The following is a 23805-nucleotide window of genomic DNA, read 5'->3' on the forward strand; positions in this document are numbered from 1 at the left end:
GTGTCCGACCCCGACGTCACGAGCCTGCGGCCCGACCGGACCGGTGCGCCCGCCTCGGCGAGCGCCCCGGCCCCGGCGACCGCTCCCGCCTCGGCGACCGCTCCCGCGTCGGCGAGCGCCCCTGCCTCGGCGGGCGTACCCATCACCGGCGCCGCCACCTCCGCCTCCGCCGTCCCGCCGCCCCGCACCCGGGGCGACCGCGACCGGGATCCGCGGCGGATCGGGGAGAGTGGTGAGATCCGCCGCGGCTGGTGGCTGCTCAGCACCCGCGGGCTGGTGCTGCTGCCGGTCGCGCTGCTGCTGCTCGGTCTCGGCCTGTGGTGGCGGTACGCGACGCTGTTCGGGGTGGCCGCAGCCCTGCTGCTGGCGCTGCTGCTCGATGTGATCGCGGTCGTCTGGCCCTATCGGTTGAAGGTACGCCGCGAGCTCACCCCGCCGGTGGTCGAGCGGCACGGTGACTGCACCGCCGTGCTCGCCGTCACCGGTCGCCGCCCCGGGCTGGCCCGGACCACCCTCAGCGACAACATCACCCCGCTGAACGTGCCGGCCACCGTGACCCGCAACCTCACCCAGCAGGTGTCGGTCGATCTGGACGCCAGTGAGGTCGACTACCGGGTACCGACGCTGCGTCGCGGGCTGCTCGAGGTCGGTCCGCTGACCGTGCACCGGATCGGGCTCTTCGGGCTGGCGATGACCGCCCGCCCGATCGGCCAGGTCGACCACGTCCGGGTGCTCCCGCGCAGCATCCCGGTCCGCGAGATGGCCCGCGGCCGTCGGCGCTCCGCGGTCGGTGCCGACGAGTCGGTGGAACACGGTGGGACCGACCTGGTCGGCCTGCACGAATACGTCCCCGGCGACGATCTGCGCCGGCTGCACTGGGCCACCTCGGCGCGTACCGGGCTGCTGATGGTCCGCGACGACGCCGACCCGTCCACCCCGCACCTGACGGTGGTGCTCGACGACGCCGCCCAGCACTACTCCGACCACGGCCGCACCGACACCGACTTCGAGGACGCCGTCGAGGTGGCCTTCGCGCTCTGCCGGGCCGCGGTCTCGCACAACCACCCGGTGCACCTGGTGACCACCTCCGGCGCGGTCGATGTGCAGGTCAGCGAACGGATCGGCGCCGCCGAGGTGGACGTGCAGCGGATGTACGCCGCCCTGGCCGAGGTGCAGGCGGGCGAGGACGACCCGAACCATCCGGCCCGCGGGATGCGGTTGCCGGCCCGGGCACTGGACTCGGTGGCCGTGGTCAGCGGCGCCGAGGCCCGCGCCGACGTGCTGTCCGCGATCGCCGCCCGCGGCGCCACCGGGGTGGTGCTGCTGGTCGACCACGGCGGCGGCGACCCGATCGCCACCGCCTCCGGCGCGGGTGCGGTGCAGGTGCTGCGCGGCCCCCGTTCGATCGACCTGGCCCGGCTCTGGGATCGGATCATCGGATGAGCGCGCCCACGATGCCCGAATCCTCCCGCACCGCCAACGCGCAGGCTTCCGCCGGGGTCGCGACCCCGGCCCGGCGGCCGGTCGATCGCAGCGCGGGCGACCCGATGTGGCTGCGGCTCGTCGTGTCGGTGCTGGTACTGATCATCGGTACCGCCTCCTTGCGCGCCGCCTGGGCCGGGATGGCGGCCTGGCCGCTGCTGATCCTGGCCGGGCTGGTCGGCGGCGCTGCGGCGTACGCCCTGGGGCGGATGCGGGTCGCCTTCGCCCTCCGGCTGCTGGTGCTGGCGCTGGTCCCGGTGCTGCTGCTGATCGCCGTCGGGCGGCAGGCCGGCAAGAGCGCGCTGGCCGGGGTGGCCGACAGCTTCCCGACCCTGCTCACCTCGCCCTACCCGGCGCAGCTCACCCTTCCGCTGCTGGCGCCGGGACTGGTGATCGCCTGGGTCGCCGGCTGCCTGCTCGGCGGGGCGCTGCCGCTGCGCCGGTTCTTCCTGGCGCCGCTGGCCGCCGGCCTGGTGCTGCTGATCTCCGGTGACCTGCTCAGCGGCGGCGGGTCGGACCGCACCGGCTGGATCAGCATGGCGCTGGTCGCGGTCATTCTGGCGTCCTGGAGCGGGTGGGTCACCCGGCGCCGGTCCGGGCCGCCGCCGGGCACCGGGCTCGCGATCGTGCTCGGCGCGGTCGCGCTGGCGGTCGGCTGGGTGCCGCTGGGTACGCCGTTCCAGCCCCGGGATCTGGTCAGCCGGCCCGAGGAAGCGGTCTCCGAGCCGAATGTGCTGCCGATGCTCGGTGCCTGGGCCGAGCGCCAGGAAGAGGAGATCCTGCGCCGCAGCGGCGACACCTATCCGCTGCACCTGGCCGTCTATCCCGACTATGACGGCGTCACCTTCAACAGCATCAGCAAGTACGCCGACATCGGTGACACCCGGGCCCCGCTGCTGCCGCCGGGCCGCTTCCAGAAGGAGCTGACCACCACCGTCACCTGGAAGCCGATCACCCGCTGGGTGCCGGCCCCCGGCGTACCGACCGAGGTCACCATCCCCGGCGCCCGCCTCGATCCCGACACCGGAGCGCTGATCAGCCCACAGGTGCCCAACGGCGGGGTCGTCTCCTACACCGTGACCGGCAGTGTGGACGCGCCCCGGCTCGCGGAGCTGGCCGCCGCCGACATCGGCCAGGCGGAGCGCTACACCGCGCTGCCGCCGAACACGCCCGGCGAGTTCGCGGCGTACGCCAAGGAGGTCACCAAGAACTCGGCCACCTATCTCGACCAGGTGCAGGCCATCGAGCGGACCGTGAAGGCCGACCGCAAGTTCGTCGCCACCGCGCCCGGCGGTTCGTCGCTGCCGCGGTTGCGCAGTTTCCTCTTCGACAACGAGGACAAGGGCGGCCGGCTGGGCACCTCGGAGCAGTTCGCGGCCTCCTTCGCGATCCTGACCCGCTCGCTCGGCATCCCGACGCGGGTGGTGGTCGGCTTCGGGCAGGGCTCGCCGCTGGCGACCGATCCGAATGTGAACGTGGTCCGCGGCCGCGACGCCGCGGCCTGGCCGGAGGTCTATTTCGCCGGCTTCGGCTGGGTGCCGTTCAACCCGACACCCGACCTCAGCTCGGTCCAGCCGCCGACCGCGAACCGGCAGCAGCGCCCGCCGCCGCCGCGGCCCACCCCGGTACCGACCCCGGCCGTCCCGCCGGCTCCGCTGCTGGGCGCCGACGATCTGCAGTGGTGGTGGATCCCGGCCGGTGCGCTGGGGTTGGGTTTGCTCGGCGTCGGTGGGCTGACCGTCGCCCGCCGGGTACGCCGCAACCGCCAGCAGCAGGCCGGTGCGCTCGGTGCCTGGCGCCTGCTGCGGGATTCGCTGCGGCTCTCCGGGCGACCACCGGAACCGAATCGGGCCGCGGTGTCGGTGGCCGCCGCGACCGGCGTACCCGAGGCCGAGACCGTGGCCCGCGCGGCCGAGACCGCTTCGTTCGCCCCCGCCGCGGTGGACGCCCCGGCGGTCTGGGACACCGCCCGCGCCGCCGACCGCGCCCTGCGCGGTCAGGCGAGCGGCTGGCAGCGCCTCGTCTGGTCCTTCAGCCCGGCCGTCTGGTTGAAGCCGAAGCAGAAGGCCGCGAAACCGCCACGGCGTACGCCACGGTCCTCGAACCCCGCACGGTCCTCGAGCAGCTCGCGCAGCGAGCGTGTCGAGAGGACCTGAGCGAGGATGGGCCTGCGGAATTTGCGGCTCGATCGCGGAATCGGCCGATCTGGGCGCCAATCGGGAATCGAGCCGCAAATTTCGGTGCGCTGCCCCGGAGGCATGGGGCTCATCTCGACACGCTGACCATTGCTCCGCTGCGCTCCGCATGGTCAGCTACTCGATGAGCGTGCACTCGATGAGCGTGCACTCGATGAGTGTCAGCGGGGTGTGCAGTAGAAGACGGCGCCGTAGCGGTTGTCCTTGATCCCGATGACCGTGAAGCAGACCTGCTTCCAGTTCGGGTCGATGTCGGCGCCGACGGTGCGGCGGTTCGGGGTCAGGGTGTCCCGGACCGCCCCGCCCTCCATGGCCTTCTCGCTCTCGCCGACGTTCCAGCCCCAGGACGTGGGAGTGTCGACCGACCTGTTCCAGGTGGCGGTGGCGCGGTTGCCCTCGATCGTCACCTTCAGGTCCTTGGGCTCGAGGTTCGGATCGCTGACGCTCGCCGGGGGCGGCGGGGTGGTCGCGGGCGGCTGGGTGGCGGCCGGGGGCGGGGTGGTCGCCTCCTGGGCCTGCTGGGGACGGTTCAGCATGGACAGCACCACCACCAGCAGGACACCGATCGCAACGCCGCCGAGGGTGATCGCCAGCAGCGGCACCTTGCGACCGGGCTTCTCCGGTTCGACCGCGGAGGCGGGGGAGTGGGCCGACGGCACCGCCGGGGTGTAGCCGGAGGCGGGGCTGTACGCCGAGATCGGCGGCGGGGCGCCACCCGGTCCCATCGGCGGCGGCATGCCGAGGCTCGGATCCTGTTGCCGGAACCGCAGTGAGGTCAGGTCGTCGGGGTTGATCGCCTGCCCCGGGGTGCCACCCCACCCGGGCGCCGCCATCGGCGGCTCCGGCTTGGGTGCGGTGACATCCGCCGGCGGCGTACTCGGCCGCGGCACCGGATCACCGGTCGACCAGCTGCGGGTCTCGGTGCGCACCTGGGTGAGCGCGTCGCGCAGATCGGCGGCCGAGGCGAAGCGCTCGTAGGGGTTCTTGCGCAGCGTCTTCTCGATGATCTTGTGCAGCATCGGCGGCAGGTCCGGCCGACGCAGCGGCCGCGGCTCCTCCAGGCGTACCCGCTTGATGTAGGCGAGCGCCGAATCGGGCTCGCCGTCGGTGCGGGTGAACGGCGGTTTGCCGTCCAGCAGGTGGAACAGCGTCGCGCCGAGGGAGAAGATGTCGTCGGCCTCCGAGGGCGGATAGCCGTCCAGCACCTGCGGGGAGGCGTGCCGATAGGAGAACCGGTCCGAGCTGGAGGTGTGCGCCGAGTCGATCAACCGGGCGATGCCGAAGTCGGAGAGCACGTAGCTGGTCGGCAGGATCAGCACGTTCTGCGGTTTCACGTCGCGGTGCAGTACGCCCTTGGCGTGCGCGAAGGAGAGCGCGTCGGCGACCACGGTGCCCACATTGACAACCTCGTCGGCGGACAACTGCCCGTACGATGCCAGCCGCTGATCCAGCGAACCGAGCTCGTAGTAGTCCATCACGATGCACGGGCGGCCGCGGCTGGAGGTGCCGATCTGCAGCACCTTGGCGATGTTCGGATGCTGCCGGCCCAGGGAGACCATCAGCTGGACCTCGCGGGTGAACCGGCGGATCGACTCCTCGTCGTCGACCATCAGCACCTTGATCGCCACGTCCCGGTCGAGGGCGTCCTGGACGGCACGATAGACCGTGGCGTCGCCGCCACGGCCGATCTCCTGCCAGCCCGAGAACCCCTCCAGTGTCTCCGGAGGCGTCACCTGACCGGGTGCGGAGCCCCAAGTACCGCTCACGCCGCCCCTTCTGGTCGCGGTTCAGGTCTGCCACCCTGTGTCCAAGGTTCCGTCCTCTTTTTACCACGTGCCGGATCAGGTATCGGTTCGACGTTTGCGCGATCACCGCGTACACTCAACGTCTTGGTGGCTGCACCAGACTCGGGCGTGCCCGGGCGCAGCCGAACGGCAATAGCTCAATTGGCAGAGCATCGGTCTCCAAAACCGAAGGTTGTGGGTTCAAGTCCCTCTTGCCGTGCGAGACGACTGGGCCCGCGTTCGCCTCATCGGATGACGAGGTGCCGGGCACACCGAGGCGACCCGAAGGACCCAAGCAGTGGCAGACGACAAGTTCACCGATCCGACCGACGAGTCGGACGAGTCGACCCCTGTCGAGCCCACCGACGGCCGCACCGCCGATGATTCCGTCGATGGTCAGCCCGCCGAGTTGAGCGAGGATGCCGAGATCGTCGACCCGGAGGACACCCCGGACGACGGATACGTCGACGATCCGAGCACCCCGGACATCAACGAGGCCAAGCTGGACCGCGCCACCGACGAGGTCGCCGAGGAGGAGACCGTCTCGGAGGGTTCGACCGCCCAGCGGCGTCCCCGCCGGACCCGCCCGGTACGCCGCGGCCAGTCCGATTCCGGTGATCGGGACTCCGATTCCGATGTGCGGACCGAGGAGAAGTCGGCCGCCGACGAGGTCGAGGCCGACTCGACCGCCGACGGCAAGCAGCTCGCCCGGACCGACGAGGGCGGCCGCAAGGGCCGCCCGTCGCGCAAGGAGAAGGCCACCCGCACCCGCCGCGACGCCGAGCAGGACCGCGCCGCGGCCACCAAGGAGCGCACCACCCCGGCCGCATTCGTCCGCGAATCGACGACCGAGCTCCGCAAGGTGGTCTGGCCGACCGGCACCCAGGTGCAGCAGTACTTCGTGGTGGTGCTGGTCTTCGTGCTGTTCATCATCGCCTTCGTCTCGCTGCTGGACCTCGGCTTCGGCTGGCTGGTCCTCAAGGCGTTCGGCTGAGACGCAGCCGACCGAAGGCATCGCACTAGTGGAGGAAAACCCCGTGAAGGACAACGAGCAGGACGTCGAACTCTCCCTGGACGACGACGCGACCAGCACCCCGGATGAGACCGAGGAGCAGGACGTGGAGATCGATCTGGGCGAGGCGCCGGCGTCCGCCGAGGCCGACGACGAGGTCGAGATCGACCTCGACTTCGGCTCCGACGACGACTCGGAGGACTCCGACGACGACGATCTGGATCTGGATCTGGGCGGTGCCGGGTCGGACGATGACGCCGAGGCCGAGCTGGCGCTGGGCGACGACGACACCGCGGCCGGTGCGGGCGATGAGGACGACGAGCCCGACGCCGACGCCGAGGATGCCGCGGAGAAGGCGCTCGAGGAGCTGCGTGCCGAGCTGCGCGCCAAGCCCGGCGACTGGTACGTCGTGCACACCTATTCCGGCATGGAGAAGCGGGTCAAGCAGAACCTGGAGTCCCGGGTCACCTCGCTGAACATGGAGGACTTCATCTTCGAGGTGCGGGTGCCGACCGAAGAGGTCACCGAGATCCGCAACGGCAACCGCAAGACCGTCACCCGCACCGTGCTGCCCGGTTACGTGCTGGTCTGCATGGAGCTGACCGACGAGTCCTGGGCGACCGTCCGGCACACCCCGTCGGTCACCGGTTTCGTCGGCCACGCCACCTCACCGGTGCCGCTGGGTCTGGACGAGGTCGAGAAGATGCTCGCCCCGTCGGTGATCTCCGCCGCCACTGCGGCCGCCGAGGGCCAGCCGAAGCAGACCCGCAAGAAGAAGGTCGAGGTCGCCGACTTCGCCGTGGGCGATTCGGTGATGGTCACCGACGGCCCCTTCGCCGGGGTGCACGCCTCGATCACCGAGATCAACGCGAACAGCCAGCGGCTCAAGGCCCTGGTCGAGATCCTGGGTCGCGAGACCCCGGTCGACCTGACCTTCTCGCAGGTCGACAAGGTCTGATTTGGTTCCGCCGGGTCACCGGCGGACAATGAATGCTTGGGCGCACAGCCGGTGCGCCCATTGGCGGGTGGGCGTACGCCTCGCACCGCCACCGGAAACCGAACGACACAAGAGGACCCGAACATGCCTCCCAAGAAGAAAGTAGCGGCGCTCGTCAAGGTCGCTTTGAACGCGGGTGCGGCCACCCCGGCGCCGCCCGTCGGTACCGCTCTCGGTCCGCACGGCGTCAACATCATGGACTTCTGCAAGCAGTACAACGCTGCCACCGAAGCCATGCGCGGCAACGTCATCCCGGTCGAGATCACGATCTACGAGGACCGCACGTTCTCGTTCATCACCAAGACCCCGCCGGCCGCGGAGCTGATCAAGAAGGCCGCCGGCATCAAGTCCGGTGCCGCCAACCCGCTCAAGGACAAGGCTGGCAAGATCACCCGGGATCAGGTCAAGGAGATCGCCGAGACCAAGCTGCCGGACCTGAACGCCAACGACATCGACGGCGCGATGAAGATCGTCGAGGGCACCGCCCGTTCCATGGGCGTCAGCGTCGAAGGCTGATCCAGCGCCGCTGGGAGGCCGCCAAGGCCGACCGCGGGGGATGAGAAGGGGGTCGTCCCCCTTCACGAACACAGTGGGAGCCCCGCGCTGGGGCGTACCACGACTGACCAGAACTGAACTGAACAAGGAGTCAGAGATGCAGCGCAGCAAGGCATACCGCACCGCCGCTGAGAAGCGGACCGCGGACAAGCTCTACACCCCGGCCGAGGCCGTGGACATCATCAAGGGCGGGGCGTCGGCCAAGTTCGACGAGACCGTCGACGTGGCGATGCGCCTCGGCGTCGACCCGCGCAAGGCGGACCAGATGGTCCGCGGCACCGTCAACCTGCCGAACGGCACCGGCAAGACCGCTCGGGTCCTGGTCTTCGCCACCGGTGACAAGGCAGCTGCCGCCGAGGCCGCCGGTGCCGATGAGGTCGGCGCCGACGAGCTGGTGGAGAAGGTGCAGAAGGGGTACCTGGACTTCGACGCCGTCGTCGCCACCCCGGACATGATGGCCAAGGTCGGCCGGCTGGGCCGTGTGCTCGGCCCGCGTGGCCTGATGCCGAACCCGAAGACCGGCACCGTCACCCCCGACGTCGCCAAGGCCGTCACCGACATCAAGGGCGGCAAGATCGAGTTCCGCGTCGACCGGCACGCCAACCTGCACTTCGTGATCGGCAAGGCGTCGTTCAGCGAGCAGGCGCTCGCGCAGAACTACTTCGCCGCGCTCGATGAGGTGATGCGACTCAAGCCGTCCAGCGCCAAGGGTCGCTACATCAAGAAGATCACCTTCTCCTCGACGATGGGCCCGGGCGTGACGGTCGATCCGTCGCGCACCAAGCCCGAGGGCGAGTGATCGGACGCCGCTGAGGCGTACGCCTGATCGCAGCACCAGACGAGGCCCGCACCCATCGGGGTGCGGGCCTCGTCGTGTGTCCGGCGGGTGGTCAGTCGCCGTACTTCAGCGGCCGGCGCGGCTTGTACTGCGAGCCGGCGTCCAACCCGTACTTGAGGACGCGGTATCGGGTCCTGTCACCGTCACCGGTCTGCTCGTAGGCCTTGTACGCGGTGCGGCTCGAGTCGGTCCACTTCTCGAAGATCACCACGTGGCGGGTGTTGTTGGTGCCGTCGGAGTCGATCAGCAGGTCACCCGGCTTCAACTCGTTCAGCGAGATCCGCTTGGTCACGCTCGAGTCGGCCAGGCCGACCGTGTTCAGACCGGGCTTGCCCAGCCCGAGCGCCATCGAGACGTAACCCGAGCAGTCCTGCCGGTAGCCCTGGAAGAACTTCGTCTGGCTGTAGGGGACCGGGCCGCCGTTGTAGGCCGTCAGCCAGGTGGCCGCCCGCTTCAGCACCTGCTGCCGATCGGCGGAGACGTTGCCGTTGGAGGGCGGCGGGGTGGTCGGCTTGCCACCGCCGCCGTTGTTGGCCTTCAGCGAGGCCCAGGTCTTCGGGCCGACGATGCCGTCGACCTCCAGGCCCTTGGCCTTCTGATAGCTGAGCACGGCGGCCTTGGTCTTCGGGCCGAACCTGCCGTCGACGGCGAGCTTGGCGCCGTTGGAGTTCAGTACGCACTGGAGGTCCTTGACCGCCTCGCCGCGGGCGCCGTATTTGACGACGGGGGTCGAGTCGATGGAGCAGCTGGCGGACGAGCCGGCGGCGGTGGACTGGCTGATGCCGAAGCCAACGACCCCGGTCACTGTGGTGAGGCCGGTGACCGCTGCGGCGGTCAGGGCGGCGATGCGTCGGGTGTTCATGTCAGGTCTCCTGGGTGGTTGTTGACCGGTACGCCGCTGACGCTAGGCGGCCTCCGGGCCCGCGGAAACCCAATGGTGGCTGGAAAGTTCCTCCTCGGTGGGTGGAAGGTTCCGGTTGCCGATCACCCCACCGCACGCGAACGCCCCCGCAACCGGAGCGGTTGCGGGGGCGTACGCGACGGACGTGAGAACTGGACTCAGAAGCGCACGACAGCGTTGATCGGCATCGAGGTGGCCGAGGCGATCGACACGGGCTTGCCCGGGCGGGAGCTGTGCACGATCTTGCCGTCACCGATGTAGATCCCGATGTGGGTGGCGCCGGAGTAGTAGACGATCAGGTCGCCCGGCTGAGCCTGGCTGAGCGAGATCTTCTGGCCGGCGGCCAGCTGGGCCTGCGAGGTCCGCGGGATGCTGATCCCGGCGGCCTTCAGGGCGGCACCGGTCAGGCCGGAGCAGTCGTAGGCGTTCGGGCCGGTGGCGCCGTAGGCGTAGGGCTTGCCGAGCTGGGCCAGCGCGAAGTTGACCGCAGCGGCCTTGCCGCCGGTGGTGCTGCGGACCGCGGTGTTGGCGGCCGGCGCGGCCGGGGCGGCGGGCTTCGGGGCCGCCTTGGCGGCGCTGCTGGAGCCACCCTTGTGCTTCTGCAGCGAGCCCCAGGTGAGGGACGCGGTGACGCCGGTGGTCGGGATGCCGTGGGCCTTCTGGTAGCGGATCACCGCGGAGCGGGTGATCGTCCCGTAGTAACCGGTGGCCGGAACCTTGTAGCCGTCCTTGGTCAGGGCGCGCTGCAGGCGCTTGACGTCATTGCTCCGCTTGCCGACCTTCAGGGTCGGGGTGGAGCCGGCGGCGCACTGGGAGACGGTGCTGCAGGTGGCGGCATCGGCGGTACCAATGGTGGTGACCGCGATGGTCGAGCCGAGGGCGACGCTCGCGGCGATGGCCGCGGAGCTCTTGAACAGCTTGCGCATGTCGAGTGAATCCTCTGGTCGGGTGTCAGGTCCGCCGGTTCAACTCCGGCGCGAGGACGTTATCCCTGCGTGACCGTCTTGGTCAACCCTCAGGGTCTTCTCAGCATGAAATGGGTATCGGTCGGTCTGGCAGATTTATCATCTTCCCTAGTTGGACCGCTTTGACCGGTGGTCCGACTGTGAGCCGGATCATTGTGCCGAAGTTTCTGGTTTCTCTCAGGAACAGGGGCTCTCGGGGTGATGCCGGAGGGGCCGCGTACGCCGATTTGGTGCGCACCCGCGCGGGTGCGTACGATGGGTGCTGCCGAAGACCGCAGGTCGACCGGGTACGCCCGGTCCGAAGTCTCCGAGCAGGCCCCGCAAGAGGTCCGCACGGAAGGCCCGCGCAGGTGATGCGAAGCAGTCCGGAGCCCAGCTCCGAGCCGCCCCGTGCGCCTGTGCGCCGGGGCTTTTTTGATGCCCCAACTGGTCCCAGGCGCCGCCGCCCCACCCGGGCGTGCGGTTCGTGCGAGAAGTGGGAAGGAGAACCATGGCGAGGCCCGACAAGGCAGCCGCGGTTGCCGAGCTGAAGGAGAAGTTCTCCAGCTCTGAAGCCGCCGTGCTGACCGAGTATCGCGGACTTTCCGTGGCCGCCCTCAAGGAGCTGCGCCGCAGCCTCGGCGAGGACGCCACGTACGCCGTGACGAAGAACACTCTGACCCAGATCGCGGCCAAGGAGGCCGGTGTCGAGGGGCTCGATGAGCAACTCGTCGGCCCGACCGCGATCGCTTTCATCACCGGGGACGTGGCCACGGTGGCGAAGGGTCTGAGGAACTTCAGCAAGGACAACCCGCTTCTGGTGATCAAGGGCGGCGTCATGGAGGGCAAGATCCTCGACGCCGACGGGGTCAAGGCACTCGCCGACCTCGAGTCCCGTGAGGTGCTGCTGGCCAAGCTGGCCGGCGGTATGAAGGCCAACCTGAACAAGGCTGCCTACGTCTTCGCCGCTCCGGCGTCCAAGCTCGCCCGTGCACTGGGCGCGCTGGAGACCGCGGCCCAGGAGGACCCCTCGAAGATCGGTGGCGCAGGTGCTGCTACCGCCGACCAGAAGCAGGTCAGTGACGAAGCAGCTCCGGCTGCGGGGAACGACGAAGCAGCGCCCGCTGCGGAGAACACCGATACCGCAGCGGATGACTCCGCTGACGAAAAGTAAGGAAGGACGCCCAACATGGCGAAGCTCAGCAATGACGAGCTCCTTGACGCCTTCAAGGAGATGACCCTGATCGAGCTCTCCGAGTTCGTGAAGCTGTTCGAGGACACCTTTGACGTGACCGCCGCCGCTCCGGTGGCCGTGGCCGCTGCCGGTGCTCCGGCTGCCGGTGGCGAGGGTGGCGGCGACGCCGCTGCCGAGGAGTCGGACGAGGTCGACGTGATCCTCGAGTCCGCCGGTGACAAGAAGATCCAGGTCATCAAGGAGGTGCGCGCCCTCACCTCGCTCGGCCTGAAGGAGGCCAAGGAGCTGGTGGAGTCCGCTCCCAAGGCCGTCCTGGAGAAGGCCAAGAAGGACGACGCGGCCAAGGCCAAGGAGCAGCTCGAGGCTGCCGGCGCCTCCGTCACCCTCAAGTGATCTGTGCGGCTCCGGCCGCGTGATCTCCGGTACGCCTGAGGCGTACCTCTCGCGAAGGCGGGTCCCGATCGGGGCCCGCCTTCGTGGCGTTCGGGCCGGTTGTGTTGGATGGCCGCATGTTCACCGCCGACGTCACCGCCGAGGTCCCACCCGCCGGCCCGCTCACCCTCGCCGGGATCGAGCTGCCCACCGGTCGCCGGCTCCGCAGTGATTTCGGGGACGGCGAGCCGGTCGGCTGGGTCACCGTCGAACCGCTCCCCGAGGACCGGCTGACCGAGCTGGTACGCCGGTTGGCCGGCGCGTACGCCGAGACCGGGCTGTGGCCGGTCGCCGTCGAGGGCCTCGCCGGGGAGTACGCGCGGCCCTGGCTGGAGGACGAGTTCGGCGAGGTGGACGACCGCGTCCTCGCCGCCGACGCGGTGCTCACCGAGGCCGCCGCCGAACAGCTGCCCGCGGACGGTGAGGACTGGGAACCGTCGGCCCGCTATCTGGGCCTGGCCGACCCGGTGTCCGGGCCCGACCTCGCCGCCGACGAGCTGGAACCCATCCTGCTCAACGACCAGGCCGGCGGGCTGCTGCTGGTACCCGCCCAGCGTCCGGGCGATGTGCTCAAGCGGCTGGGCTGGAGCGGCGCCGCCAACTACGACCGCGACGGCGAGCCGCTCTCGGCGGTGCTGCGGAGCTGGGAGGACCGCTTCGGCGCCGTGCTCACCGGCCTCGGCTTCGACACCCTCGCCGTCCAGGTGCCGCGCCGCCCGAGCAGCGACGAGCAGCTGCGGCGGCTGGTGGGGGAGCACTACGTCTGGTGCCCCGACATCATCGACCAGGGCCTGCCGCCCGCGGACTACCTGGCCCAGCTGCGGACGGCGGACGGTTGGGCGTTCTGGTGGGACTGAGTGCGATATCTTCCTGAGCGTCTTCCTTTCTTCCTCGATTGGTGGATACTGGTTCGATGGCGATCAACATCAAGGACCCGGTCACCGATCGGCTCGCGCGTGAGTTGGCCCAGGAGACCGGGGAGAGTCTGACCGAGGCGATCCGAGTGGCGATGGAGGAACGGCTCGCGCGAGTTCAGCGCGTCCGGCGTCGCACGGACCGCGGGGCATCGCTGTACCGCTACATCGAGCGCGGGCGGGCACGTAAGACCTTGGATGACCGGTCCGCTGACGAGATCCTCGGTTACGACTCCGACGGGCTGCCCCGATGATCCTCGACACCTCCGCGGTGCTCGCCGTCGTCCTCGGTGAGGATGATGCGGTGACGTACCTCGCCGCGATGACGTCCGCCGCTGAGTTGTCCATCTCCGCGGCGACCCTGGTGGAGTGCCTGATGGTCGCACACGCGCGGCAGGGTGCCGAGGCGGAAGCGGATGTGCACGGGTTGCTGGCGGACCTGGAGGTGGATGTCCGGCCATTCACCGAGGATGAAACGCTCGCTGCCGTCGAGGGCTGGCTGAGGTTCGGCAAGGGCAGGCATGCTGCCGGTCTCAATCTCGGCGACTGTTTCAGCTATGGCGCCGCGCAGGCTGCCGGTCGTCGGCTGCTGTTCAAAGGCGACGACTTCTCCCGGACCGACGTGCCGGCAGCGCTGCTGCGCTGAGGCGTACGCCTGATTCGGGCGCGTACCCACCCCAGGCTGGGTACCCTGGGTCAGACCTAGGGGTTCTACTGGGGTGCCCGGCTCGGCCGAGGCGCAGACTGGTACCCACGCAGGTCGCATTCCGCGGCCACAGTGTCATCGTCGCCACTGAAGGGGTAGCTGCACATGACCACGCACCTGGATCTCGACCAAGCCGTCATCGACGATCGCGAGAGCGGCATCTACCGGGCGAATCGCTCGATCTTCACCGATGAGGAGCTCTTCGAGCTCGAGATGAAGCACATCTTCGAGGGCAACTGGGTCTATCTGGCACACGAGAGCCAGGTGGAGAACCCCGGGGACTACTTCACCGGATACATCGGCCGGCAGCCGGTCGTCATCACCCGCTCCAAGGACGGCACCCTGAACGGGTTGATCAACGCCTGCGCCCACCGCGGCGCGATGCTCTGCCGGCGCAAGACCGACAACCGGCTGACGATCACCTGCCCGTTCCACGGCTGGACCTTCCGCAACGACGGCAAGCTGCTCAAGGTCAAGGACCCCGAGGACGCCGGCTATCCCAGCCAGAGCTTCAACATCGACGGCTCGCACGATCTGACGAAGATCCCGCGCTTCGAGTCCTACCGCGGGTTCCTGTTCGGCAGCCTGAACCCCGATGTGCTGCCGCTGACCGAGCACCTGGGTGATGCCACCAAGGTGATCGACATGCTCGTCGACCAGTCACCCGACGGCCTGGAGGTGCTGCGCGGCACCTCGACCTACATCTACGACGGCAACTGGAAGGTGCAGGCCGAGAACGGAGCGGACGGCTACCACGTCACCGCGACGCACTGGAACTACGCCGCCACCACCTCCCGCCGGGCCTCGGGGGAGTCGAAGAACACCACCGAGACCGTGGATGCCGGCAAGTGGGGCAAGCAGGGCGGCGGCACCTGGTCCTTCCCGAACGGTCACCTGTGTCTGTGGACCTGGGCCGGCAACTGGCAGTCCCGGCCGCTGGTGCCCTGGCTGGACAAGCTCAAGGAGAAGTACGGCGAGGCCAAGGGCGAGTTCATGGTGAAGGGCTCGCGCAACCTGCTGCTCTACCCGAACGTGTACCTGATGGACCAGTTCTCCACCCAGATCAGGCATTTCCGGCCGATTGCGGTGGACAAGACCGAGGTCACCATCTACTGCATCGCGCCCAAGGGCGAGAGCGCCGAGGCCCGCGAGCACCGGATCCGGCAGTACGAGGACTTCTTCAACGCCACCGGGATGGCCACTCCCGACGACCTGGAGGAGTTCCGCTCCTGCCAGTTCACCTTCAAGGCCACCACCGCCCCGTGGAACGACATGAGCCGCGGCGCCGAGCACTGGCTCGAGGGACCCGATCCGGTCGCCGATTCGCTCGGTATGGACGGCGTGATCGCCTCCGGCATCAAGAACGAGGACGAGGGCCTCTATCCGGTGCAGCACGGTTACTGGCTGGAGGTGATGCGGGCCGCCGTCGCCGGTGAGGACGTCGCGTTGGCGGGCGCCCAGCAGGCCGCGGAGAAGATCGGCAGCGACCACAAGCTGGTACGCAGGGCCAAGGGCGGCGCGGTCAAGGAGCAGCAGAGCCCGGCCCGGCGGAAGAGCGCGGCGAAGAAGACGGCACCGGCCAAGAAGGCCGCACCGGCCAAGAAGGCCGCACCCGCCAAGAAGACGAGCACGGCGAAGAAGGCGGCCCCGGCGAAGAAGGCGAGCCCGGCGAAGAAGGCGAGCCGCCGATCCACCGAGCGCGGCTGAGGAGGATTCCGATGACCGACACACTGCAGCAGCGCGACATCCAGGCCAATGGGGCCACGGTCCCGGACCAGGTACGCATCGACCAGACCACCATCGAGCAGTTCCTCTACCGCGAGGCGCGCTACCTCGATGACCGGGATTTCGAATCCTGGTTGGACTGCTATCACGATGACGTCGTCTACTGGATGCCCAGTTGGGACGACAACGGTGAGCTGACCCAGGATCCGGCGACCGAGATGTCGCTGATCTACTACCCGAACAAGGGTGGGCTCGAGGACCGGGTCTTCCGGATCCGCACCGAGCGGTCCAGCGCCACCTCGATCCCCGAACCGCGGACCAGTCACAACATCAGCAATGTCGAGGTGATCGAACGCCGCGGCAACCTGGTCGACATCCGGTTCAACTGGCACACCATGTACTTCCGGTACAACACGATGGACCCCTATTACGGGACGTCCTTCTACACCATCGACTTCGGCGGCGAGACTCCGCTGATCCGGCGCAAGACCGTGGTGCTGAAGAACGACTACATCCACCACGTGGTCGACATCTACCACATTTGAGGCGGCATCATGACCGACTACAAGGTCGCGCTTTCCTTCGAGGACGGGGAAACGCGCTTCATCACCGTTGCCGACGACCAGAGCATCGCCGATGCGGCGTACCGGCAACGGATCAACATCCCGGTGGACTGCAATGACGGTGCCTGCGGCACCTGCAAGGCGTTCTGCGAATCGGGCAGCTACGATGCCGGCTTCTACGTCGAGGACGCGCTCAGCGAGAGCGAGGCGGAGAAGGGTTATCTCCTTGCCTGCCAGGCAAAACCGCAATCGGACCTGGTCGTGCAGATCAACAGCACCTCGGCGGTCGCGAAGACCCAGACGGCGACCTTCACCGGCACCGTCACCGATGTGCACCGCTACTCCGAGACCGTGATGCGGCTGCGGATGAGCATCCCGAACCGGGACAAGCTCGCCTTCCTGCCCGGGCAGTATGTGAACATCAAGATCCCCGGCAGCGAGGAGACCCGCTCCTACTCCTTCTCCAACGCACCGGAGGACGAGGAACTGGAGTTCCTGGTCAAGATCGTGCCCGGCGGGCTGATGTCCACCTGGCTCGCCGAACGCGCCGCGGTCGGTGACGAGGTCACCTTCAACGGCCCGCACGGATCGTTCTTCCTGCGTGAGGCCCACCGGCCGGTGCTGATGGTCGCCGGCGGGACCGGGCTGGCGCCGATGCTGGCGATGCTGCGAACCGTGGCCGGCAACGGCTCGAGCCGCACCATCCACCTGGTCTACGGTGCCAATGCCGACATCGACGCGGTCGAGCTGGACACGCTGGAGACGCTGTCGAGCCAGATCCGCAACTTCAGTTGGGACTACGTGATCGCCGACGAGGCGTCCACCGCGCCCAACAAGGGTTACGTGATGGGCATCATCAGCCCCGAGCATCTGCACGGCGGCGACACCGCGGTCTATCTCTGCGGCCCGCCGCCGATGGTGGAGGCGGTCCGCGGACACTTCGACGACGAGCTCGGCATCGAGCCGACCGGCTTCTACTACGAGAAATTCACCTCCGCCACCCCGCCCCGCCAGGCCGCGCCGGCGCCGGTGGAGATCGTGGAGGAACCGGCCGCCGAGGAGGCGGAGCCCGTCGAACCGATGCAACCCGCTGCCGCGGCGGCCGACCTCGACGTGCCGGCCGCGGGCGAGCTGATCCTCGCCGGTGCCGGTGCCGGTGCCGGTGCCGGTGCCGGGGCCCGCTCCCTGCTCGGCCAGAAACTGTTCGCCGCCGACGAGGCGCTGAGTCCCGCCCCGGCCTCCGCCGCCGCCCCGGTGGAATCGGTCGAACGCAAGCGATCCCTGCTGGGCAAGGAGATCTTCGCCACCGCGCTGACCGGGGAGCCGACGGCGCTGGCACCGGATCGCGGTATCGCACCGGAGGGTGCGAGCCGGGACCTGCTCGGCGAGCCGATCTTCCCGGCCCGCGAACTGGAGTCGGTGGGCGGTGCCGCACCGGCCGGGATCGCGGCCCGCTTCGTCGGTACGCCGGGGGCGGCGTCGCGCTCGTCGGGGGCTGGCTCGGGCGGTCCGGGAGAGGGGACCGGGGACGGCTACGAGATCGGTGAGGAGCATCCCTCGATCCTGCGCTCGGATGCCATCTTCGAGGCCCGACAGGCCCTCGAACTCGGTGCCCTGGAGCTGGTGCTGGGCAGGATCAGCAGCGGCCAGGTGGCCGGCTACCGGATGCTCGCGGAGGCGACTCTTCCTTATGTGCAAGGGGAACAGTTCGTCGATGCGATGACCTACACCCAGACCAATGCGGCCTTCCACGACTACCTGTTCTCCCTCACCGGCAACGATCACCTGCGGCAGGCGTACCAACGTCTCGGGGTGAAGGGTGCGATGGAGGAGACCCTCAAGCACGCCACCTGGTGCCACCCGTTGGTCGCCCGCGATCACGTCGACATGGTGGACGCGATCGCCGCCGGCGACCGGGAGCGGGCCCGTCAGTTGTTCATGGCGCACTCCGACCGCTCCAAGCTGACGATGCGCCGGGCGATGGAGGACCAGCGCAAGCGGCCGGCCAACATCAGCCCCGGACGTTTCGCCGGCAAGGTGGTGCTGGTCACCGGCGCCGCGCAGGGCATCGGCGAGGCGGTCGCCCGCCGGATCCACGCCGAGGGCGGCCGCCTGCTGCTCGCCGACCGCAGCGAGCTGGTCGAATCGCTGGCCGACGAGTTCTCCGGCGATCCGAGCCCCGACACCGCGGGTGCGGCCGCCCAGCTCGCCGACCTGGAGACCTTCGCCGGCGCGCAGTCGGTGGTGGACAGGGCGGTCGCCGAGTTCGGCCGGGTGGACATCGCGATCCATGTGGTCGGCGGCACGATCTGGCGCAAACCCTATGAGGAATACGATCCCGAGCAGATCACCGCCGAGATCAACCGTTCGCTCTATCCGACGCTGTGGGGTTGCCGCGCGGTGCTGCCGCAGCTCTACGAACAGGGCCACGGCACCATCGTCAACGTCTCCTCGATCGCCACGATGGGGTTGAACCGGTTGCCTTATGCGGCCGCCAAGGGCGGGGTGAACGCGATCACCAGATCGCTGGCCTTCGAGGCCGCCCCGCACGGGGTCCGGGTGGTCGCCACCGCCCCCGGTGGCACCGATGCACCGGCCCGCCGGGTGCCGCGCGGTGGCGAACCGCAGAACGAGCAGGAGGAGCAGTGGCACCAGGTGACCGTCGACCAGACGCTGGAATCCACGCTGCTCAAGCGATACGGCACCCTGGACGAACAGGCGGCGGCGATCTGCTTCCTGGCCAGCGATGAAGCGTCCTATCTCACCGGTCAGGTGCTTCCCGTGGGCGGCGGTGATCTCGGCTGAGCCCGCGCGTACCATTCGGCGGCATGGACCGTCCGCGGCCCGCCGAACCGGGCCATCTCGCCGGCGAGCCCGCCCGCGAGATCCCGCGCCTGGTGGAGCGGGCCCTGGACGGCCGCGCCACCGTGCTGCTGCTGCTGGCGCGGGACAGCGCCGACGCCGAGGCCGCCGTCCGCGGTCTGGTGCTGCCCACCCTGGAATCCCGCCAGCTGGCCGACGAGGCCTATACCGAGGTCTCGGCGATCGCCTGGGAACGCGAGCTGCCCGGGGCGGTGCTGGAACGACTCGGGCTGCCCGAGGTGACCGAGGCCGATCCGCGGCTCGGCCTGGCCGATACCGGGCCCCGGGTGCTGGTGGTCACCGAGGCCGGCGACGCCGATCCGGTCTCCCTGCACGCGCTCTCCTCGGCGGTGCACCGACTCGGGGACACCCCGCTGCTGGTGGTGCTCACCGGAGCGCTCGACGACTGCGACGCCGGCCCCTTGGCCGAGCTGGCGCGAGCCCACCGCGGCACCACCTGTCACCTGGAACGCCTCGACGCGGCCGGGGTGCAGGCGCTGGCCGCCGGGGTCGGCAACACCCTGGACGAGGCCACCGCGCGCCGGCTGGCCAAGCACACCGACGGATCGGCTGCCGCGGTGCTGGAGCTGCTCGCCGAGCAGGACCCGGACCTGTGGAAGGTGCCGGACTCGCCGCTGCCACCGACCGCGCGCGCCCTGCGGACCGTGCGGGCGCTGCTGGCCGAGGACGATCAGGTGCGCCTGCTCGTCGAGGCCTGCGCGATCATCGGCCGCTGGGCGGTGCTGGAGGAGGTCGCCACGCTGGCCGAGCTGGACGATCCGCTGCCGGTGCTGGACCGGGCGGTCGACCTCGGCGTGCTGCGTACCCGGCGGGCCAGCATGCGGCTGCTGGTCGGCTTCCGGTCGCGGCTGGTGCGCGCTGCGGCGTACGAATCGATGGGGGTGGCCCGGCAGCGGGAACTGCACATCCGCGCCGCCCGGGTGCTCGCCGACGAGGGGGCCCGGTTGCGGCAGCGGGCGCTGGCCGCCGGTGGCCCGGATGCGGAACTCGCCGCCGAACTCGACGACTGGGCGGCCCGCTGCGCCAGCGGCGGCTCCTGGGAACAGGCCGGTGAGGCCTGGTTGGCGGCCAGCCGGATGTCGGTCAGCGAGGCCGAGGCGGAGCGCCGGCTGGTGGACTGCCTGGATGCCACGGTCAGCAACGGCAACCTGTTCGAGGTGCAGGCGCTGATCCCGGAGCTGGAATCCACCTCCGCCTCCCCGCTGCGCGAGGCAGTTCTCGGCTACCACCAACTGATGCTCGGCCACCGCGACGAGGCGGAGGTGCTGCTGCACCGGGCATGGCAGCAGGCCGCCGACGACGACCGGGCCACCAAGTCCGCCATCGCGCACCGGATCGCGCTGCACAACCTGGTCGACTGGAACTCCGCCGGCCTGGTCACCTGGGCCGAGCGCGCCATCGAACTCGCCGACGGCGCGGTGCCCTCGGTGCCGTCCGGGTTGGAGGCGCACACCATGCTCGGGTTGGGCCTGGGCGGTGAGGGCCGTCCGGACGCGGCCCTGCAGGCGTACGCCAAGGTCACCAGCGCGGTCCGGGCCGGGGCGCAGGGCCAGCGGGCGATGATGGGGCAGGGCTGGCTGCTGCTCGCCCTGGACCGGGTGCCGCTGGCGGCGCACGAGCTGGAGATGGCCGCGCCCATCTCGGCCTGGCGCGGTTCGACCCGGATCTCGCTGTGGGCCTACGGCTGGCTCGCCCACGCCCGGCTCGCCCTGGGTGATCTGAGCGCGGCGCGGGCGGCGGTGGACCGGGCGATCCCGATGCTGGAGCAGACCGGCCAGAACGTCGCACTGCCGCTGGTGCACAGCGCCGGGGCGCAGATCGCCGCGCTGCGCGGGGAGATCGCGCTCGCCGACGAGCACGCCGAGAAGGCCGCCTCGGTGCGGACCGACTATCAGGCGATGCTGGTGGCCGCGACGATGGCCCGGGCGCATGTCTCGATCGCGACCGGCGACTATGCCGGTGCGGTCCGCGCCTTCGAACCGCTGCTCGCCACCCAACGGCACGCCGGTATCGACGAGCCGGGTTTCTGGCCCTGGCAGGATCTCTATGCGATCGCGCTGATCGCGATCGGTGAGGTGCAGGCCGCCGATGAGTTCCTGCGCCCGCACGAGGAGCTCGCCGCGGCCCGCCAGCACCGCTCGACGATGGCCCGGCTGGGCTCCGCGCGGGCGCGGGTGCTGTTCTCCACCGGTGAGGTGACCGCCGGCCGGGACGCGTTCGAGCGGGCCCTCGGGTTGATCTCGGATCTGCCGCTGTCGCTGCTGCGCACCCGGATCCACTTCGCCCAGGGGCAGGCGCTGCGCCGGGTCGGCAAGCGCCGGGATGCCGAGGCCGAGCTGCATCACGCCCGGCGGGGGTACGCGGCGATGGGTGCGACCGGTTACGTGGAACGCTGCGATCGGGAGCTCAAGGCCGGCACCCGCAGTCGCGACATCGACTCGCTCACCGAGCTCACCCCGCAGGAACAGGCGGTCGTCGAACTGGTGGTTCAGGGGATGACGAACCGGGAGGTCGCGGCCAGCCTGTTCATCTCGGTGAAGACCGTGCAGTACCACCTGACCCGCGTCTACGCGCGACTCGGCGTACGCTCCCGCGCCGAACTCACCGCCCTGCGCCACGGCGGCTGACACCCCACGCTCATCGAGTAGGTCGCGCAGCGACCGTGTCGAGATGAGGGCCCACATGGGCCGGGCCTGCTCTTCGATGAGCGTTGTCAGTCGAGGTCGATGCCGAAGCGGGCGGCGTCGGCGGGGGTGTCGACATCGGAGAGGTCGACATCGGTGACGGTGACGGTGATCCGCCGCAGGTCGGCCTGCAGCCGGCGTACCGAGACATCGCGGGTACGCCCCAGCGCGGCGAGTGCGCGGTGCAGGGAGGCGGTGCGGTGCGCGCCGAGCAGGATCTGCGGTTCGCCCCGATGCTCCAGCAGCACCGAATCCACCTCGGGCGTGGCCTCGGGCAGCGCGCTCAGCAGAGCCGGTACCGCGGCCGGCAGCTCGGGATGGTCGACGGCCAGCACCAGCACCCAGTCCGCTCGCTCACCGGTCGTGGCCAGGGCAGCCAGGCCGCTGGCGATCCCGGCGACCGGGCCGCCGAAGGGCGGGTCCTCGGGGGCGAAGCGCACCCCGGCCGGCGGGTCGATCTCGGTCGGCCCGGCGACGACGACCGCACGAGCCGTCGTGCAGGCGGCGCAGGCGCGTTCCAGCAGGGTGGCGCCGGCGTAGGCGAGCCGCTGCTTCGGGCTGCCCAGCCGGCTGGCGCGGCCGCCGCTGAGGATGATCGCGTCGTACCCGGGGATCGTCATGCCCTCAACCATCGCAGTCGTCAGGAGCCGGCGCCGGAACCGGACGACCCGGAGCCGCTGCCGGAGCCCGAACCGCCGCTACCGCTGCCGCCCGAGCCGGAGCCCGAACCACTGCCGGAACCGCTGCCGGACCCGGACCCGGAACCGCTGCCGCCCGATCCGGAACCGGACCCGTTCGACCCGGAGCCCGATCCCGAACCGGAACCGTTCGAGCCGGATTCGGAGCCGCTGCCCGAACCCGAACCGCTGCCGGAGCCGCCCTCGCTGCCGCTGGAACCGGTGCTCTGACCGGTGGGCCGCTGGGTCGGCTTGCTCTCGCTGCTGCTCCGGCTGGTCGGCTCGGCGTCCGGAGTGGCCCGGCCGCTCGGCCGGGCGGTCGGCTCATCGCTGCGTTCGCCACCGGTGGCCTTCGGTGAGGGGGTACGCTCCGCCGCGCCACCGCCACCGGATCCACCGGAACCGATCTGGGCCACCGTGGTGCCCTGGCCGCCGGAGAGGGCGTTGCCGGTCAGCGCCTCGAAGCCGGTGATCAGCAACCCGGCCAGCAGGAAGATCGCGGCCGCCGCGCCGAGCAGATGCAGCATCTTGAACCGCGGCCTGGCCGGCTCGTCCTCGGTGGTGGCCACCGCGGTCGCACCGGCCGGCGGGTCGGCCGGGGTGCTCGGCGTACCGGGTTCACCGACCCGTTCGCCGATCGGCAGCGCGCGGGTCTCGTCCGCCTGGTACGCCGCCGTGGGCTGGTCCGCCGCGGCCAGGGGAGCGGTGCGGTCGCTGGTCCCGCGCTCGGGGAACGTGGTGGAGTCGAGCACAGGGGATGTCGGGGAGTCGGCTCCGGCAGGGAGCTGCGCGGTCGGCGTACCCGAAGCCGCGGACCCGCCCAGATAGGGAGAGGACCCGGCGGCCGGACCGGCTGATCCGTCGCGCTCGCCGGCACTGACCCGGGTCGCGCCGGAGCCCGGCCGGCGGACGATCCCGCTCACCCGGGCGGAGGTGCTGCGGATGGTGCGGGTGTAGACCGCACCGCCGACCGCGGCCACCACGCTGACCAGCGCGGCACCGACGACGGTGCCCGCCACGCCGAGCCGGGAGCCGACCGCCGCGGCGGTGGATGCCGCCAGCGCGCCGCCCATCACCTGGGGCACGGAGAGCCCGAGCATCGGCTCTTTCGGGGTCTCGTCCTCATCGGTCGCTGCGGCCGACCTGCTGCGGGAGTTGATTGCGTCTGCCATCTGCCTCGGATTCCAGAACGTGGGAGGGAAGTGCTGTCTGTCTGGCGGCGCTGCCTCGCGGACCACTCTAGGGGCGGCGCTCAAGCCCGATTTGGCATTACTACGACACGTAGTATGTAATTACTACGCAGCGTAGTTGGACATTG

20 protein-coding genes and 1 tRNA gene are annotated in these 23805 nt (G+C 70.2%); 16 read left to right on the forward strand and 5 right to left on the reverse strand.

Going from position 1 to position 23805, the window contains the following annotated elements:
- Both C8D81_RS16285 and C8D81_RS16290 read left to right on the forward strand, forming a co-directional pair.
- Entirely contained in the window at positions 1-1443 is a 1443-nt protein-coding gene (locus C8D81_RS16285) for a DUF58 domain-containing protein (RefSeq protein ID WP_094430964.1), read from the forward strand.
- Positions 1440-3638, forward strand: a complete 2199-nt coding sequence (locus C8D81_RS16290) for a transglutaminase family protein (protein WP_094430967.1) — start codon at positions 1440-1442, stop codon at positions 3636-3638. The genes C8D81_RS16285 and C8D81_RS16290 overlap by 4 nt, the downstream gene beginning before the upstream one ends.
- Before the next feature lie 200 nt (positions 3639-3838).
- Here the strand turns inward: C8D81_RS16290 and C8D81_RS16295 are convergent, their stop codons facing one another.
- Positions 3839-5443: a serine/threonine-protein kinase gene (locus tag C8D81_RS16295; protein ID WP_094430969.1), complete on the reverse strand. Its 1605-nt coding sequence runs from the start codon at positions 5441-5443 to the stop codon at positions 3839-3841.
- Between the two features lie 165 nt (positions 5444-5608).
- Here C8D81_RS16295 and C8D81_RS16300 point away from each other — a divergent pair.
- From C8D81_RS16300 to rplA, 5 genes are all read left to right on the forward strand, one after another.
- Positions 5609-5681 (forward strand) — tRNA-Trp (locus tag C8D81_RS16300).
- A gap of 78 nt (positions 5682-5759) precedes the next feature.
- Positions 5760-6455: a preprotein translocase subunit SecE gene (gene secE, locus C8D81_RS21685; protein WP_229119550.1), complete on the forward strand. Its 696-nt coding sequence runs from the start codon at positions 5760-5762 to the stop codon at positions 6453-6455.
- Between the two features lie 28 nt (positions 6456-6483).
- Entirely contained in the window at positions 6484-7431 is a 948-nt protein-coding gene (gene nusG, locus C8D81_RS16310) for a transcription termination/antitermination protein NusG (protein WP_172421847.1), read from the forward strand.
- 123 nt (positions 7432-7554) lie between these two features.
- Positions 7555-7986 carry a 50S ribosomal protein L11 gene (gene rplK, locus C8D81_RS16315; RefSeq protein WP_094359615.1) on the forward strand — a complete coding sequence of 144 codons (432 nt, stop codon included), beginning with the start codon at positions 7555-7557 and terminating at the stop codon, positions 7984-7986.
- Positions 7987-8122: 136 nt separating this feature from the next.
- Positions 8123-8824, forward strand: coding sequence for a 50S ribosomal protein L1 (rplA, locus tag C8D81_RS16320; RefSeq protein WP_094359617.1), 702 nt, complete (start codon positions 8123-8125; stop codon positions 8822-8824).
- Between the two features lie 91 nt (positions 8825-8915).
- On the opposite strand, the gene C8D81_RS16325 is transcribed toward rplA, so the two are convergent.
- Complete coding sequence (locus tag C8D81_RS16325; RefSeq protein ID WP_094405546.1) at positions 8916-9725, reverse strand: peptidoglycan-binding domain-containing protein; 810 nt, start codon at positions 9723-9725, stop codon at positions 8916-8918.
- 197 nt (positions 9726-9922) lie between these two features.
- On the reverse strand, positions 9923-10690 hold the full coding sequence (locus C8D81_RS16330; RefSeq protein ID WP_229117853.1) for a C40 family peptidase: 768 nt from the start codon (positions 10688-10690) through the stop codon (positions 9923-9925).
- Between the two features lie 529 nt (positions 10691-11219).
- Here C8D81_RS16330 and rplJ point away from each other — a divergent pair.
- The 9 genes from rplJ to C8D81_RS16375 all read left to right on the forward strand — a co-directional run bounded on the left by rplJ (position 11220) and on the right by C8D81_RS16375 (position 21753).
- The gene (rplJ, locus tag C8D81_RS16335; RefSeq protein WP_094359621.1) at positions 11220-11882 is read left to right on the forward strand and encodes a 50S ribosomal protein L10; all 663 of its coding nucleotides are present in this window, start codon (positions 11220-11222) and stop codon (positions 11880-11882) included.
- A gap of 15 nt (positions 11883-11897) precedes the next feature.
- Complete coding sequence (rplL, locus tag C8D81_RS16340) at positions 11898-12296, forward strand: 50S ribosomal protein L7/L12 (RefSeq protein WP_094359623.1); 399 nt, start codon at positions 11898-11900, stop codon at positions 12294-12296.
- A gap of 116 nt (positions 12297-12412) precedes the next feature.
- Positions 12413-13192 carry a DUF4253 domain-containing protein gene (locus C8D81_RS16345; protein ID WP_133626418.1) on the forward strand — a complete coding sequence of 260 codons (780 nt, stop codon included), beginning with the start codon at positions 12413-12415 and terminating at the stop codon, positions 13190-13192.
- A gap of 56 nt (positions 13193-13248) precedes the next feature.
- Positions 13249-13503 carry a type II toxin-antitoxin system VapB family antitoxin gene (locus C8D81_RS16350; RefSeq protein ID WP_094359627.1) on the forward strand — a complete coding sequence of 85 codons (255 nt, stop codon included), beginning with the start codon at positions 13249-13251 and terminating at the stop codon, positions 13501-13503.
- Entirely contained in the window at positions 13500-13895 is a 396-nt protein-coding gene (locus C8D81_RS16355) for a type II toxin-antitoxin system VapC family toxin (RefSeq protein ID WP_094405548.1), read from the forward strand. Before C8D81_RS16350 ends, C8D81_RS16355 begins: the two co-directional genes overlap by 4 nt.
- Positions 13896-14060: 165 nt before the next feature.
- On the forward strand, positions 14061-15662 hold the full coding sequence (gene benA, locus C8D81_RS16360) for a benzoate 1,2-dioxygenase large subunit (protein WP_166646855.1): 1602 nt from the start codon (positions 14061-14063) through the stop codon (positions 15660-15662).
- Between the two features lie 11 nt (positions 15663-15673).
- Positions 15674-16225 carry a benzoate 1,2-dioxygenase small subunit gene (gene benB, locus C8D81_RS16365; RefSeq protein WP_094430973.1) on the forward strand — a complete coding sequence of 184 codons (552 nt, stop codon included), beginning with the start codon at positions 15674-15676 and terminating at the stop codon, positions 16223-16225.
- Positions 16226-16234: 9 nt separating this feature from the next.
- Positions 16235-19048, forward strand: a complete 2814-nt coding sequence (gene benC, locus C8D81_RS16370) for a benzoate 1,2-dioxygenase electron transfer component BenC (RefSeq protein ID WP_094430975.1) — start codon at positions 16235-16237, stop codon at positions 19046-19048.
- A 23-nt stretch (positions 19049-19071) separates the two neighbouring features.
- On the forward strand, positions 19072-21753 hold the full coding sequence (locus tag C8D81_RS16375; protein ID WP_133626419.1) for a helix-turn-helix transcriptional regulator: 2682 nt from the start codon (positions 19072-19074) through the stop codon (positions 21751-21753).
- Positions 21754-21839: 86 nt separating this feature from the next.
- Here C8D81_RS16375 and mobA read toward each other — a convergent pair whose 3' ends face one another.
- Both mobA and C8D81_RS21335 read right to left on the reverse strand, forming a co-directional pair.
- Complete coding sequence (gene mobA, locus C8D81_RS16380) at positions 21840-22430, reverse strand: molybdenum cofactor guanylyltransferase (RefSeq protein ID WP_166646856.1); 591 nt, start codon at positions 22428-22430, stop codon at positions 21840-21842.
- A gap of 20 nt (positions 22431-22450) precedes the next feature.
- Entirely contained in the window at positions 22451-23659 is a 1209-nt protein-coding gene (locus tag C8D81_RS21335) for a hypothetical protein (protein WP_208109352.1), read from the reverse strand.
- Positions 23660-23805: the final 146 nt, after the last annotated feature.

The sequence above is a fragment of the Enemella evansiae genome, from assembly GCF_004362375.1.
In the GTDB taxonomy this organism is placed as follows: domain Bacteria; phylum Actinomycetota; class Actinomycetes; order Propionibacteriales; family Propionibacteriaceae; genus Enemella; species Enemella evansiae.